General features: G+C 71.2%; 15 protein-coding genes and 1 tRNA gene. 10 read left to right on the forward strand and 6 right to left on the reverse strand.

Going from position 1 to position 14466, the window contains the following annotated elements:
- Positions 1-59: 59 nt before the first annotated feature.
- Positions 60-674, reverse strand: a complete 615-nt coding sequence (locus AB0J87_RS20390; RefSeq protein ID WP_363967254.1) for a response regulator transcription factor — start codon at positions 672-674, stop codon at positions 60-62.
- Entirely contained in the window at positions 662-1804 is a 1143-nt protein-coding gene (locus tag AB0J87_RS20395) for a sensor histidine kinase (protein ID WP_363967256.1), read from the reverse strand. The genes AB0J87_RS20390 and AB0J87_RS20395 overlap by 13 nt, the downstream gene beginning before the upstream one ends.
- 75 nt (positions 1805-1879) lie before the next feature.
- Between AB0J87_RS20395 and AB0J87_RS20400 the strand changes: the two genes are divergently transcribed.
- Positions 1880-2056, forward strand: coding sequence for a hypothetical protein (locus AB0J87_RS20400; RefSeq protein ID WP_355207971.1), 177 nt, complete (start codon positions 1880-1882; stop codon positions 2054-2056).
- Between the two features lie 273 nt (positions 2057-2329).
- Entirely contained in the window at positions 2330-3316 is a 987-nt protein-coding gene (locus tag AB0J87_RS20405) for a hypothetical protein (RefSeq protein ID WP_363967258.1), read from the forward strand.
- 227 nt (positions 3317-3543) lie between these two features.
- Here AB0J87_RS20405 and AB0J87_RS20410 read toward each other — a convergent pair.
- Positions 3544-3615 (reverse strand) — tRNA-Asn (locus AB0J87_RS20410).
- A gap of 125 nt (positions 3616-3740) precedes the next feature.
- Between AB0J87_RS20410 and AB0J87_RS20415 the strand changes: the two genes are divergently transcribed.
- Positions 3741-4058, forward strand: a complete 318-nt coding sequence (locus AB0J87_RS20415) for a YtxH domain-containing protein (protein ID WP_350725184.1) — start codon at positions 3741-3743, stop codon at positions 4056-4058.
- Between the two features lie 28 nt (positions 4059-4086).
- On the opposite strand, the gene AB0J87_RS20420 is transcribed toward AB0J87_RS20415, so the two are convergent.
- From AB0J87_RS20420 to AB0J87_RS20430, 3 genes are read right to left on the reverse strand one after another with little or no spacing between them, the layout of a single operon-like run.
- Positions 4087-4563 (reverse strand): hypothetical protein, encoded by a 477-nt coding sequence (locus AB0J87_RS20420; protein WP_350725182.1) that lies wholly within the window; start codon positions 4561-4563, stop codon positions 4087-4089.
- Positions 4560-5834 (reverse strand): hypothetical protein, encoded by a 1275-nt coding sequence (locus AB0J87_RS20425; RefSeq protein ID WP_363967260.1) that lies wholly within the window; start codon positions 5832-5834, stop codon positions 4560-4562. The genes AB0J87_RS20420 and AB0J87_RS20425 overlap by 4 nt, the downstream gene beginning before the upstream one ends.
- A gap of 32 nt (positions 5835-5866) precedes the next feature.
- Positions 5867-6025, reverse strand: coding sequence for a hypothetical protein (locus AB0J87_RS20430; RefSeq protein WP_355207984.1), 159 nt, complete (start codon positions 6023-6025; stop codon positions 5867-5869).
- A gap of 178 nt (positions 6026-6203) precedes the next feature.
- Here AB0J87_RS20430 and AB0J87_RS20435 point away from each other — a divergent pair, with 178 nt between their 5' ends.
- Genes AB0J87_RS20435 through AB0J87_RS20465 form a run of 7 tightly spaced genes read left to right on the forward strand, consistent with a single transcriptional unit; the run spans position 6204 to position 14428 of the window.
- Positions 6204-7370, forward strand: a complete 1167-nt coding sequence (locus AB0J87_RS20435) for a hypothetical protein (RefSeq protein ID WP_363967262.1) — start codon at positions 6204-6206, stop codon at positions 7368-7370.
- On the forward strand, positions 7367-9499 hold the full coding sequence (locus AB0J87_RS20440) for a tetratricopeptide repeat protein (protein ID WP_363967264.1): 2133 nt from the start codon (positions 7367-7369) through the stop codon (positions 9497-9499). Before AB0J87_RS20435 ends, AB0J87_RS20440 begins: the two co-directional genes overlap by 4 nt.
- Positions 9500-9513: 14 nt before the next feature.
- On the forward strand, positions 9514-10335 hold the full coding sequence (locus AB0J87_RS20445; RefSeq protein WP_350725173.1) for a protein phosphatase 2C domain-containing protein: 822 nt from the start codon (positions 9514-9516) through the stop codon (positions 10333-10335).
- Positions 10328-11614, forward strand: a complete 1287-nt coding sequence (locus tag AB0J87_RS20450) for a VWA domain-containing protein (RefSeq protein WP_363967266.1) — start codon at positions 10328-10330, stop codon at positions 11612-11614. Before AB0J87_RS20445 ends, AB0J87_RS20450 begins: the two co-directional genes overlap by 8 nt.
- Positions 11614-12243, forward strand: coding sequence for an FHA domain-containing protein (locus AB0J87_RS20455; RefSeq protein ID WP_363967268.1), 630 nt, complete (start codon positions 11614-11616; stop codon positions 12241-12243). Before AB0J87_RS20450 ends, AB0J87_RS20455 begins: the two co-directional genes overlap by 1 nt.
- On the forward strand, positions 12240-13625 hold the full coding sequence (locus AB0J87_RS20460) for a hypothetical protein (protein ID WP_363967270.1): 1386 nt from the start codon (positions 12240-12242) through the stop codon (positions 13623-13625). The genes AB0J87_RS20455 and AB0J87_RS20460 overlap by 4 nt, the downstream gene beginning before the upstream one ends.
- Positions 13622-14428, forward strand: a complete 807-nt coding sequence (locus AB0J87_RS20465) for a transporter substrate-binding domain-containing protein (RefSeq protein WP_363967272.1) — start codon at positions 13622-13624, stop codon at positions 14426-14428. The genes AB0J87_RS20460 and AB0J87_RS20465 overlap by 4 nt, the downstream gene beginning before the upstream one ends.
- Positions 14429-14466: the final 38 nt, after the last annotated feature.

Raw genomic sequence — 14466 nt, forward strand, 5'->3', positions numbered from 1 at the left:
CGGGCCGGGGGCTAAGGGGCCGTCGGGGCCGGAAGGGAGCCAACAGCCTGGGGACGGGCTCAGGGGTGGCGGCGGACGAGGCCGAGGTCCAGGGCTGCCAGGACGGCCGAGGTGCGGTCGGAGACGCCCAGCTTGCCGTACACCCGCAGCAGGTACGTCTTGACCGTCGCCTCCCCGATGAACAGCCGCCGGCCGATCTCCCCGTTCGTGAGCCCCTGGCCCACCAGCTCCAGGACCTCTCGCTCCCGTTCCGACAGCACGGGCACGGCGGGCCGCCGCCCGGCCAGCCGCGCGGCGACCGACGGCGAGAGCACCGTCCGGCCGCCCGCCGCCGCCCGCACGGCCGACGCCAGGTCCGCCCGTGACACGTCCTTCAGCAGGTATCCGGCCGCGCCCGCGGAGACGGCCCGAAGGATCTCCCCGTCGTCCTCGTACGTCGTCAGCACGATGACCCGGTGGCCGGGCCCCAGCCGTTCGATGGCGCTGACCCCGTCACCGCCCGGCATGCGCAGGTCCATGAGGATCACGTCGGGCCGCAGCCGGGGCACGACGACCACGGCCTCGTCCCCCGACCCGGCCTCGCCGACCACCTCCAGGTCCGGCTCGGCCTGCAGCATCCCGCGCAGCCCTTCGCGGACGATCGGATGGTCGTCGACGATCATCACCCTGAGCATGGCAGCTCCACCACGAGCGTGGTCCCCTGGCCGGGCGAGCCGGTGATCCGGACGGTGCCGCCGAGCCGGGTCACCCGGTTGCGCATCGCGCGCAGGCCGTACCCGTCGCCGCCGGTCGAGGGGGCGAAGCCGCGCCCGTCGTCGGAGATCGACATCCGTACGGCCGGGCCCGGCACGTGTTCGAGGGCCAGCCGTACGGAGCGGGCGCGGGCGTGCTTGCGTACGTTGGCCAGCCCTTCCTGGGCGGCCCGCACCAGCGTCTCCGCCACGAGGGCGGGTGCGTCGGCGGTCCCGGCGACGCTCACCTCCACGGGCAGCTCGAACCCCTTGGCCAGCCGCCCCAGCGCCTCCTCCAGCGAGGCTCCCTCCAGCGCGGGCGGCGCCAGGGCGGCGATGAGCGCCCGGGTCTCGGACAGGTTCTCCTTGGCGGTCTCCATGGCGCGCCGCACGTACGGGTCGTGCCCGTCCCCCGCGGCCTGCAGCAGCATCATGATGCTCGCGAACCCCTGGGCCAGCGTGTCGTGGATGTCACCGGCCAGCCGCTCGCGTTCGGCCAGCATCCCGGCCTCCTTGCTCACCTCGGCCAGCTCCTCCCGGGTGCGGTCGAGCTCCGCGATCAGCCGAGCCCGCTCGGTGTTCTGCCGCCCGAGCCGGTCGATGAACACCCCCAGCAGCGTACTGGCCGACAGTCCGAGAACGATCGCCACCGCGATCAGCAGCGGGTGCGAGCCGTTCTCCGCCATGAGCTGGATCGCGGGTCCGGTGAACATGGCCACCGTCACGGCCACGGCCCGCGCCCGCCGCAGCGCCATGAACGTCATGGGGATCAACGCCGACAGCGCGACGGCGGACTGCGACGCGAGCAGGTTGGCCGCGGTGAACAGGACGAGCATCGCGGCGGCGTGCCACCAGCCCTCCTTGGTGGGCGCGACCGGCGCCCGCACGGCCTTGCGGCCCCACAGCGCGTACGAGATGGCGATCAGGAGCAGCAGGATGATGGCGACCGGCGCCCCGTCGTCCACCACGATGGTGATGATGGTCGCGATCAGCACGATCGCGAAGTACGCGTCCCAGAAGGGATAGGAACGCAACCAGGCGTTCTCCGCCCGCGCGTCCACGGGACTGCCCATGATCGACATTTTACCGGGAGCCTGTCCACCGATCGGGGGACAGACCCCTGTCCTGCGCCACGCGATCGTGTGCATATGACCCAGAAGACATATCCCCGCCTGATGCTCGCCCTGACCGTGATCTACGGGCTGGTGATCGCCCTGCTCGCACTGCTCCAGACCGGCGGGGTCGGCGTCGTCGCCATCGTCGGCGGCGTCATCGTCGGCCTCGGCTGGGCGCTGACCGGCATCCTCGCCAAACGCCCCTCCTGACCACGTCCGCCTCGGAAACGGCCTTTGAGCTGGTCGGGTGACAGGATCCCGCTGGACGTGACCCGGCCAGGAAATCGCCCGTCCCTACGCCTCGGCGAGGATCTCGGCCTTCAGCCGGTCATAACTCCGCCACGGCGGCCGGAACGTGATCGAATACGAACATGTCGGCCGCCCAGAGCGCCGGCGACTTCATACTCATCATCCGGGAGACGGAGCAGCATCCCGTCCTGCCTTTTGTATGCGATCATCGATGGATGACAACGAGAAAGGCTTATGGTCGCTGACCGCCGGCTTGGGCTGCATGCGACCCTTCCCGATCGCTACGCCCGTTATGAGGTCCTGGCCTCGACCATTGACCATCGTGGCCGACTGGCCGCCCTGGTCGCCGACCCCGCCCAAGACTTCACCCCCATCCCGCGCTTCTCCGGCCTACGGCCGCCTCCGCGCTATGACGCGACGGCCGTCATCTGCGACGGAGCCGAGATCAGTGAGATTCCGCTGACGGATCTCGACCTGTGGTTCACCCACATCGACACCCTCGCCGATGGCATCGTGCTGGCCGCCGGCCGCTGTGAGCCTGTGGGCATCGACCGTGAGCACTACTGGGAGCCGGTTCCCGAGGCCCGACTTCACCTCACCGACAACGTCCGGGTGATCGACGGAAACGGGCAGACCTGCTCGGCCTTCTACGCCGGTGACGGCATCGAGCAGCTCATGACGGATGCCCAGGGCAACATCTGGATCAGCTACTTCGACGAGTCGAACTACTGGTTCCCCAACCCCGACGGCACCCGCTCCTACGGTTTAATGATCGGTTTGGCACGCTGGGACAGCGACGGCGGACCACCCTGGATGGCGCCGTCCCACACTCCAGACGTTGTCTGGTGCGACTGCTATGCGCTGAACGTCGGCCGTGACCTGGTCCATGCGTGCCCCTACACCGACTTCCCGCTGATCGAGATCGACGCTGGCGGCGTCCGGAACATCACACCGAACTCCATCACACGGGGCCACGGCTTGGCCGTCTCAGGCACCGAGCTCGGCTTCCTCGATCAGCGCCGAGCGGGCGGCGGCTTCCGCTGGGAGATCCGCAGGGCCCGCCAACAGGCCGGGGCCATCACCAAGACGGGCCGTGAGCGCCTGCTGCTGCCGGACGACCGGCACCCGACCGGCTGGGCACGGGGGAAGATCGGCAGAGATGGGACGCTGTGGCTGTACGAGAACGGGGATCCGCGGTGTTGGTACCGCTATGAGCTATGAGTGGACACCTGACCTGATCCAGGGTCGCCCTCAATGCAGTCGATGAGCTCGGACGACATCGGGAACATCGACGCTCCTTCGTCTCGATCTTGAGTGACGGCGAGGGCTCGGTGGAGCCCTCGCCGGCCTCGTAGACCGTCTGTCGACGCCAGACCAGGAGTGGCTTCCGGAACGACTCAGGCCCTCGTCCTTGATCAAGGAAGAGGGCCTGCGTTGTGCAATCGAAGCTCCCGCGATAGGACTCGAACCTATAACCTGCCGGTTAACAGCCGGCTGCTCTGCCGTTGAGCTACGCGGGATCGTGCGTCTGCGCATTTCCTCGGGGCTGTCGGCCCCTCCGTCGTGCGCAGGAATAGATTAGCGCACTCCTGGAGTGCGTGTCGCATCGTAAGCGGGGTAGGCCCGGAGACAGCGGAGGTGCAAAATGCGTTATCGAGTGACATTCGCTGTGGGTCTGGCGATCGGCTACGTGCTGGGCAGCCGGGCCGGGCGTGAGCGGTACGAACAGATCAAGCGGACGGCCCAGCGCGTCGCCGACAGCCCCAGGGTGCAGGAGGTCGCCGGGGTGGTGGGCGCGCAGGCGTCGAGGCTGGCCGGGGTGGCCAAGTCGAAGGTGGGGGCGACGTTGCAGCACCGCATCCCGTTCCTCAGTGCCGACAACCACCACCCCGACACGGGCACGGGCTGGCCTGAAGAGGACATCGTGGACAAGAAGGCCCGCGAGAGCGGCATCCCTTACTGATCCGGTAGAGCAGGGCGGAGCATGGGCGTCACACGCCCATGCTCCGCCGCAGCCCTTCCAGGGCCTGTTCGGCCTGCGCGCGCAGGCCCGGGTCCTCGGGGTCGAGGCCGTCGTCGAAGACGAAGGTCCAGCCGCGCACCTCACCGCCGGGCCGGCGCCTGGCCACCAGCCGCACGCCGCCCCTCCCCGGCAGTTTCACGTGCTTGTTGACCACGATCGTGGAGTTGACGCGCTCCCGCACGGTCTCGGGCAGCATCCGCGGGTCGGTGATCCGCTCGGCGTGTCGCGTGCCGTCCGTGGTGAGGATCCGCACCCCGTCGTCGTCCCACGACGCCTTGTCGACCATCTCGTACGGCACCCGCGTCCCGTCCGTCAGGTAGAGGGCGAGGTTCGTGGCCACCACATAGCCGGAGACCGCCCCGGCGGCGAACGTCAGCACCCGCTCCCCGGGCTCGGTGGCCAGGGACTTGCGCACGTCGGCGGGCAGGCGGCGGAAAATGCTCATTCCTCCACGTTATCGGCGAGCAGATCGAGGGTGAGCGCCGCGCTCCACGAGAAGTCCCTGCACCCGCGCCCGCTGCCGTCGAAGGGGTCGAAGCACTCCCGGAACCCGGCCTGCCGGACCAGCCGCAGGGTGCCGTTGGCGAGCTGCTGGCCGAGCTGGTCGAGCGAGTGCACGGCCGCGGCCCTGCGCAGCAGCCAGTTGGTGTTCACCCAGGAGGGGCCGCGCCAGTAGCGCGTACGGTCGAACTGAGGGGCCCGGATCTCGCAGCTCGGCACCGGATAGCCGGTGGCCCCCATGAACCTGGCCGACTCCAGCACCTCCACCGCCGCGTGCAGGTGGTCGCTGGGCAACCCGGGATCCAGCAGCGGCCCGAACCCGCCCACCGTGCAGACCCGGATCAGCCGGTCGGTCCGCAGGTCGCGGGCGTAGAAGCACCCGTCCCACAGGCGGTCGAGCATGGCCTGCCTGATGCGGTCGGCCTGCTCGGCGTGCGGTACGGGGTCGGCGCCCGCCAGCGGCGCCAGCTCGGCCAGGGCCTGGCAGGAGGCCAGCCAGATCCCGTTGAACATCGGGTCCTCGATCGCGAACGGATGCTCGTCCCGCAGGTATTCGGCCCGGTATCCGGCGTCCCGGTAGCGCATGGCCAGCCAGACGTAGCGGTCGTGGTCGCTGTCGGGGTGGCGCTGCTCGAGCTCCACGTGGCGGTAGCCGTACCTGATCGCGGGCAGCGCGTTCAGGGGCTCGTCCCAGGAGGGGCTGTCGTCCATGCCCGACTCCCAGGGGTGCACGATCGCCGCCAGGCCCGCGCCGCCGAGATCGCGGGCCGAGGAGAGGTAGGCGTGCTGGGCCACCAGCGCCGGGTACGCCTTCCTGACGAACGCGACGTCGCCGGTGTGCCGGTAGAACCACCACAGCGCCAGCGCGTGCAGCGGCGGAGAGGTGAGCCCCGAGGTGAGCACGCGTGGCGCGGCCTCGTGCTCCTGCGAGCGCCACACGGACGGCCCCGGGAAGTACGCCTCGCGCGTGTGGAAGACGATGTGCGGCACCATCCCGGTCGCCCACTGCCCCCGCAGCAGGCTGAGCAGCTCGTCGCGGGCCCGGTCCGGCCGGTGCCTGGCCAGACCGATGACGACGAACGCGGAGTCCCAGCTCCATTGGTGCGGATAGAGACCTGGCGCGGGCACGGTGCCCGTGCCTGTCCAGTTCGCCTCGAGCACGGCCAGTGCCTCGCGCCCGAGCGCGGCATCGTCGACCGCCGGCCGCGCCTCCATCACACAACTATGCCTGGGGAAACCCCAAGACGCTATGTCCTCTTGACCCACTTCGACAGGAGCATGGCGCCGAACGCCACGGCACCGATGATCAGTCCCCACTTGAGCAGCGTGAGCGCGAAGCCCACAAGGGGCCCGAGAAGTACGAGTGCGGCCACGACGGCCGCGATGATCAGCAGAATTCGTCCCATGCCTGCAACGGTAAAAGATCCTTTAAGCGAATTGCAGGCGATGCAGGGTTGAATCAGGGACAAGTCAGGGTCACCCCTACTCTTGGAACCAACCGGCCGATCCCCCCGTTGTGCCGGTAGGAGCAAGGGTTCGGGGGAGGCCTGCTTCACGGGGAGCGTGATGAGCCTGGGACCACCTATGAGCAGGGAGGGCGTCGAGCACGCACTGCGCGCTCGAGCCGACGAACGCGACCGCGTCTCCGGCGACCTGCTCGATCTCGAATCCCACACCACCTATCAGCTGCTCAAGGGAGCCTCCTTACGCGGGGAGACACAGCGGAGATGGGCCGCGGCGCAGGAGTCGCTGGCCACGCTGTGGTCTCTGAACGACGCGTACCGGGGGGTGCTGCGTGACGCGGAGCAGATGAGGGCCACGCGCGCCAGGCTGACCCCCGAACAGCTGAGCCGGCTGACGGAGCTGCTGGCGGGCCCGTCCGTGGTGCTGCGGGCCACCGCCAAGCCCGTCGAGCAGCGCTCGCTGCTCCCCCAGAAGGACGAGCGGCTGACCCTCGACCAGACCCTGACCCGGATGGACGCCGCCTTCCGCGAGGTCACCTCCGCGCTCAACGACATCGACGCGGTGTGGAACGCCGTGCTGCCCCGCCTCGACGGCGCCGACAGCGACCTGCGCCACATCCGCGACCTCGAACGCCAGTTGGGCGAGGGCGCCGACCTGACCGCGCAGGAGGCCGAGCTGAAGCGGCTGCGCGGCTCGGTGCTCGAAGACCCGCTGGGCCCGTCCGCGGAGCCGGACCTCGACCGGCTGACCCGGCTGCTGGCCGGCTCCCGCGCGGAGCTGGAGCTGGCGCTCACCGTCAAGGACGAGTTCGCCAGGCGGCGGGAGGACCTCGTGGCCGCGCTCGACCGGGTACGGGCGGCCGAGAGCGAGGCCAGGCTGGCCCACGGCGCGGTCGTCGTGAAGATCGCCCTGCCGCCGCAGGCCCAGCCGCGCGGCCGGGCCGAGTCCCTGGCCGCCGAGCTGGATGCGCTCGACGCCTCGGCCGACACCTGGGTGCTGCGGGCCAAGCGGCTGGCGGCGCTGGAGGAAGAGGCCCGCAAGGCCGCCGAGCAGTCGCAGACCACGGCCAAGGCGCTCTACGGCCTGGTCAGCAGGCGTGACGAGCTGCGCGGGCGGCTCGGCGCCTGCCAGGTGATGGCGGTGCGCAAGGGCCTGGCGGAGGACCCGGCGGCCTCCGAGCTGTTCGAACGGGCGCGCGTGCTGCTGTGGACCGCGCCCTGCGACCTGACGAGGGCGGCGGCGGCCGTCGAGACGTACCAGCGCGCGATCCACGGAGGTAAGCCATGACCCGCTGCGCGCAGCCGGGCTGCACGGGCACGATCGAGGACGGCTACTGCGACCTGTGCGGCCACTCGGCGAGCACGCCGGCGCCGCCGCCCGCTTCTGTGCCCGTTTCTGGGCCCGTTTCGGTCCAGACACAGCCGGTGAGCCGGTCGGTCACCTCTCCGGTGAGCAGCGGCAGGTCGCGGCCCGGCGTGCTGGCCACCATCGCCGACCTGCCGTCGGTGCCCTACCGCGACCCGGCCACCGCCGTGATGGCCGACCCCGTGGTGCCCGAGAACAAGCGGTTCTGCGCCAACCCGGCGTGCGGGCAGGAGGTCGGGCGCTCCAGGGAGGGCCGGCCGGGGCTGACGGACGGGTTCTGCCCGCACTGCCGCACGCAGTTCTCGTTCACCCCCAAGCTGGACAAGGCCGACCTGGTGGCGGACCAGTACCGGGTGCTGGGCTGCCTGGCGCACGGCGGGCTCGGCTGGATCTACCTGGCCTCCGACGAGAACCTCGACGGCATGTGGGTCGTGCTCAAGGGCCTGCTCAACACCAACGACGCCGAGGCGCTGGCGGCGGCGGAGGCCGAGCGGAAGTTCCTCACCACGGTCGACCACCCCAACATCGTCAAGATCCTCAACTTCCAGCGCTCCGGCGGCTTCGGCTACATCGTCATGGAGTACGTCGGCGGCCAGTCGCTGCACGAGCTGCGCCGCCAGGGCCCGGTGCCGCTGCGCGAGGCCCTCATGTACGGCCGGGAGATCCTGCAGGCGTTCGCCTACCTGCACGAGCACGGCATGGTCTACTGCGACCTCAAACCGGCCAACGTGATCAGGGTCGGCAAGCGGCTCAAGCTCATCGACCTGGGCGCGGTGCTGCCCATCGGCGCGCCGCCGGGCTCGGGCTGGGCCACGCCCGGCTACCACGGCCCCGAGGTGGAGACCCACGCCGCCGCCGCCACCGCCGACCTCTACACCGTGGCCAGGACGCTGGCGGTGCTGGCGATCCCGGGCTTCTCCCCGTACGCGAACGGCGTGGCCACCCCGCTGCCCGAGGACTGCGGGCACCCGTCGTTCACCCGGCTGCTGCGCAAGGCCACCGCCGTCAATCCCGCCGACAGGTTCCAGAGCGCGGAGGAGATGGAGGAGCAGCTCGTCGGGGTGCTGCGGGAGGTCAGCGCCATCGAGGACAAGGTCCCGTACCCGGCGCCCTCGCCGATGTTCGGGCCCGAGCGCGGCGCCGTGGGCACGGCGCTGGCGGAGGAGAGCGACGTGGTGTTCGGGCCGCTCGACCCGGTGGCCGTCGCGCAGGCGCTGCCGGTGCCGCTGGTCGACCCCGCCGACGCGGCGGCGGGCGCGCTGGCCGGGCTGCTGGGCAGCGACGGCAAGGAGCTGATGGACCAGCTCGCCGCGCTGCCCAAGACCCCCGAGACGAAGCTGATGCGGGCCAGGCTGCTGGCCGAGGGGGCCGCGGCCGAGGCCCCCGTCGCGCTGAACGAGCTGGACATCGAGCTGCCCCGCGACTGGCGGGTGACCTGGTACCGCGGGGTGCTCCACCTGACCACGGGACGGCCGGAGGAGGCCGTCGCGATGTTCGACGCGTGCCTGTCGGCGCTGCCCGGCGAGCTGGCGCCGAAGCTGGCGCTGGCGTTCGCGCTGGAGTGCGCGGGCAAGCCCGCCGCCGGCTGGTACGAGGCCGTGTGGCGGACCGACCACTCGTACGTGAGCGCGGTGTTCGGGCTGGCCAGGTCGGGCCGGATGAGCGTGCTCGACGAGGTGCCCACCCATTCGGTGCACCGGGCGCGGGCGCAGGTGGCGCTGGCCGTCTCCGTCGTACGGGGGGCCGACCTGAGCAGGCTCACCACGGACGACCTGGTGGGCTCGGCCGACCGGCTGGCCAAACAGGCCGACCTCGACCCGCGCCGCCGCGACGTGCTCACCGCCGAGCTGCTCACCTCGGCGCTGACCTGGCTCGAGAACGGCTCGCCACCGAAGGGCGCACGACTGGCCGAGGCGCCGTTCACCGAGCAGGGGCTGCGCCGGCGGCTGGAGTCGATCTTCCGCAAGCTGGCCGTCGCGGCCGAGTCCCGCCAGGAGCGCCACGCCCTCATCGACCAGGCGAACGCCATTCGACCTAGGACGTGGTTCTGATGGCTGGTTGTCCCGTGTGTGAGGCGCCCGTGCTCGCGGGTGACATCTACTGCGAGGCGTGCGGGCACACCCTGGGTGCGCCGACCTGCGCGTCGTGCGGCGCGGCGGCCGTGGATGCCGAGGGCTACTGCGAGCGGTGCGGCCTGCGCCAGCCCACCGACAGGGACCACGCGGAGACCGTGATCGACGGCGGCGCGGCGGCCGTGACCGACAAGGGCCTGCGCCGCAGCCGCAACGAGGACGCGGTGGCGCTGCTGACGTCCGGCGACGCGATCGTGACCGTGGTCTGCGACGGCGTGGGCAGCTCGCCCAGGGCCGACGAGGCGTCCGCGGTGGCCGTCGAGACCGCCTCGGCCGCGCTGGCCAGGGGGCTGGGGCAGGAGGAGGCGTTCGAGCTGGCCGGGCGCGCGGTGACCAAGCTCGCCACGTCCGTGGACGACGCTCCCGCCTGCACGTACATCGCCGCCGTGGTCGAGCGGGGCCGGATCACGCTCGGCTGGGCCGGCGACACCCGGGCCTACTGGCTGCCGGGCCCGGCAGGCCGGCCCGGCGTCATGCTGACCGTGGACGACGCGATCGAGACCGGCGAGATCACCGGCTGGCTGGGCGCCGACGCCGTCGACGTCCCGCTCCACGTACGCACCCTCACCCCGGAGGAGCCCGGCCTGCTGCTCGTCTGCAGCGACGGCCTGTGGCGCTATCTGGACGGCTACGCCTTCCCCAGCTCCGGAACCCCCATCGACATGGCCCGCGAGATGCTGCGCCACGCGCTCGACTCCGGCGGCCAGGACAACGTGACCATCGCCTTGATCCCCCTAGGAGTGACGCATGGGTGAGCAGCCGACCTTCACCTTGACGATCGACCAGAACAAGTACCTCTCCACCGACGGCCGCGACGTGCACGCCATCCTCACGGTCAGCTCCACCGGCGGCGTCACCACGCAGTCCGTCGCCGCCGAGGCCGCCGAAGTGATCATCATTGACACGTCCGGCTCGATGAGCGGCAGCAAGATCCGCGAGGCCAGGCAGGCGGCCACGACCGCCGTCCACACCCTGCGCGACGGGGTGTATTTCGCGGTGGTCGCCGGCACCGAGCGGGCCAAGGTCGTCTACCCCGGCGGCAACGCCAACCTGGTCAGGTCGAGCCCGGCCACCAGGGCCGAGGCCGAGCGGGCGATCAGCCGGTTGAGCGCGCACGGCGGCACCGCCATGGGCGAGTGGCTGAAGCTGGCCGGGCATCTCCTCTCGGCGCACCCGTCGGCGATCCGGCACGCGCTGCTGATGACCGACGGCCAGAACAACGAGCGGCCCGAGGTGTTCGCCTCCGTGCTGGCGGGCTGGAGCGGCAAGTTCGTGTGCGACTCCCTGGGGATCGGCGAGGACTGGGTGCCCGCCGAGCTGCGGAAGGTCGCGGAGGCCATGCTCGGCTCGTTCGACTACGTACGCAACCAAGGGGATCTGTCGGAGTTCTTCCGCAGGCTGACGCAGACGTCGATGAGCAAGACCGTGGCCGAGCTGTCGCTGCGGGTGTGGGTGCCGCAGACCGCGACGCTGAAGTTCGTCAAGCAGGTCTCCCCCACGCTGCTCGACCTGACCGGCAAGCGCACCGACGTGAACCCGCTGACCGGCGACTACCCGACCGGCTCCTGGGGCACGGAGGAGCGCGAGTACCACATCTGCGTGGAGGTGCCGCCGGGGCAGATCGGGCACGAGATCAGGGCCGGCTGGGTCAAGCTCGTACGCCCCGACACCCAGGAGGTCCTGGCCAGCGGGAACGTGCTCGCCCAGTGGACCGACGACCTGGCGCAGTCCACCCGGATCAACGGCAAGGTCGCCCACTACACCGGCCAGGCCGAGCTGCACGAGCTCATCCAGGACGGCCTCAGCGCCCGCGCCATGGGGGACGTCGACACCGCGACCGCCCGCCTGGCCAAGGCCCAGCAGCTGGCCGCCCAGTCGGGCCGCGAGGACACGGCCAGGCTGCTGGAGAAGGTGGTCGAGGTCGATCCGGCCACCGGCACGGCCAGGCTGCGCAGGAACGTGGACAAGGCCGACGAGCTCGAGCTCGACACCGGCTCCGTCCGTACCAGCCGGCTGCGCAAGGAAGGAAACTGATGGCCACCTGTCCGCAGGGGCATCCGTCAGGCGCCGACGACTACTGCGACGTCTGCGGCGCGCAGATGGGGGGCGCGCCCGCGGCCGCGCCCCAGCCCCAGGCTCCGGGCCCGTCGGTGGAGGCGTGCCCGGTCTGCCAGACGCCGCGCGCCGGGCAGTTCTGCGAGGTGTGCGGGCACGACTTCACCGGCGGCAGCGCGCCCGTCGCGGTCCCCGTGAGCGGGGTGCGGTTCGAGGCCGTCACGGCGGCCGACCGGACCTACTACGAGAAGGTCGTCGCCGAGGGCGGGCCCGACGCGGCGGCGATGGCGTTCCCGCCGTACTGCCCCGAGCGCTCGTTCGCGCTGATGGGCGAGCAGGTACGCATCGGGCGGCGCAGCAGGGCCAGGAACGTGGCCCCCGAGATCGACCTGACCGGACCGCCCGAGGACCCGGGCGTCTCCCACCTGCACGCCGTGCTGCTGGCGCAGCCGGACGGCTCGTGGATGCTGGTCGACCCGGGCTCCTCCAACGGCACCCAGGTGAACGGCAAGCCCGTCAAGGTCAACGTGCCGGTCAGGGTCGGCGCGGGCGACCGGATCCACCTGGGCGCGTGGACCGTCATCACCATCAGGGAGGGCACGCCGTGACCCTCGCACAGCCCCAGGCGCCCCAGGCCCCCGCGGTGCCGGCGGCGGGCGGCCCGCCGCCGGCGCGCCGGAGCGTGCCCGGCAGGATCCGGGTCATCACCGGCATCACCGTCGCCTCGCTGGCGCTGCTCTTCGGGGCGCTCGCGGTCGGCAGCATGACCGCCCGCGATGGCCTGCAGGTCATCGGGCGCGACGCGGGGCCGCAGGTGGTCGCCACCGCCGATCTCTATCTGGCGCTGAGCGACATGGACGCGCAGGTGGCCAACGTGCTGGTCATGGGCGACCAGTACGCGCCGCAGCGGGCGCAGGCGCTCGACCGCTACGAGGCGGCGCGGTCCAGGGCCAACGAGGCGCTGATGCAGGCGCTGTCGCTGGCCGACACCAAGGCGGAGCAGGCGACGGTCCACGCGGTGCTCGACCGGCTGGGCCGCTACGAACGGCTGACCGGCCAGGCGCTGCTGCTGGACGAGCGGTCCAAGCACGCGCCGGGGCCGCCTCCCCAGGACGTGGTGCTCACCTACCGCGAGGCCACCAAGCTGATGCGGGTCGAGCTGCTGCCCCAGGCGTACAACCTGACCTTGGAGAGCGGCACGATCGTGCGCGCCACCTATGACGAGAAGGCCGTCATGGTGCCCCTGCTGCGGGCCGCCGTGGTGGTGGCCGGGCTGCTCGCGCTGGGCTGCCTGATCTGGCTGCAGGTCTTCCTCGCGCGGCGCTTCCGCCGGGTGTTCGGTCCGGCGCTGCTGGTCGCCACCGTGACGACCGCGGTCGCGCTGATCTCCGGGCTGACCGTGCTCGCGCAGGACGAGAACGCGTTGCGCACGGCGAAGTCGGCCGGGTTCGACTCGGTGCTGACGCTGGCCAAGGCGCGCTCGATCAGCAACAGCATGCAGGGCGACCAGAGCCGCTACCTGCTCGACAAGGAGTGGGCCGACACCTACGAGCACACGTTCCTGGACAAGGCGATGTCGGTCGTCTACCTCAAGGCGGGCAACCTGCGAACCTACCACGACCAGGTCGCCAAGGGTGACGACGACGTCCTCGGCCTGCTGGGGCCCGAGCTCGTCGGCAGGCAGGGCGACCAGGCGATGGAGGCGTACCGAAGTTTCCAGGCCGCCGACGGGAAGTTCCGCGAGCTGGTGGCGGGCGGCAGGACCAACGAGGCGGTCGCCGAGCGGCTCGGGCCGGTGAGCCAGGCGTTCGACGCCTATGACCGCGCGCTGGTGTCGCTGTCCGCCGGGCACCAGGCCGTGTTCACGCGGGCGATCGCGACCGGCGAAGGCTCGCTGGACAACCTGTGGCGGCTGCTGCCGTTCGCCATCGGCGCGATCGGACTGCTGGTGATCGCAGGGGTGTGGCCACGACTCAAGGAGTACCGGTGAAGCGGGCGTTGGCAGCGGTGCTGGCCCTGTTCGCGACGGTCGTCGCGGGCTGCGGGACGGACGGGCAGGAATCGGTCCTGGACAAGGACAAGATCGTCATCGCGGTACGGCCCGACCTGCCGTCGGTCGGGTTCCGCCGCCCGGACGGCGGGTTCGAGGGCTTCGACGTGGACGTGGCCGCCTACATCGCGCGCAAGCTGCACAAGCAGGCCTCCTACATCCCCGTGCTGGCCGCCGACCGGGCGAAGGTGCTGACGGACGGCAAGGCCGACCTGGTGCTGGCCACGTTCACGATCGACCAGGAGCGCAAGAAGGACGTGCTGTTCGCGGGGCCGTACCACGTCTCCTACCAGGACATCCTGCAGCGGCCCGACGAGACGATCAAGAACGTGCGCGAGCTCAAGGGCCGCAAGATCTGCGCGGTCAAAGGCTCGAACGCGGCCCAGCGGGTCGTGGAGGAGCGCGAGGTGCCGGCGCAGCTGGTGCCGTTCGACGACTACAAGGCGTGCCTGACGGCGCTGAAGAGCAAGCAGGTCGACGCGGTCACCACCAACGACGTCATCCTGGCGGGGCTGGCCAACCAGGACGGGACGGGGCTGAAGCTGGCCAACGCGCAGTTCAACGAGCAGCGCACCGGGGTGGGCATGCGCAGGAGCGACGTGGCCGGGTGCGAGGCGGTCAACCGGGCGATCACCGACATGTACCAGGACGGGACGACCGCGCGGCTGCTGCACCGGTGGTTCGGCAAGTCGGGGCTGGACCTGTCGACGGTCGCGGTGCCGCAGTTCGAGGGCTGCTCCTGACGGCCGCGGACATGGGAAGGGCCCGGGCTGCGAGGCCC

The sequence above is a fragment of the Nonomuraea sp. NPDC049625 genome (assembly GCF_040675285.1).
Lineage (GTDB): Bacteria > Actinomycetota > Actinomycetes > Streptosporangiales > Streptosporangiaceae > Nonomuraea > Nonomuraea angiospora_A.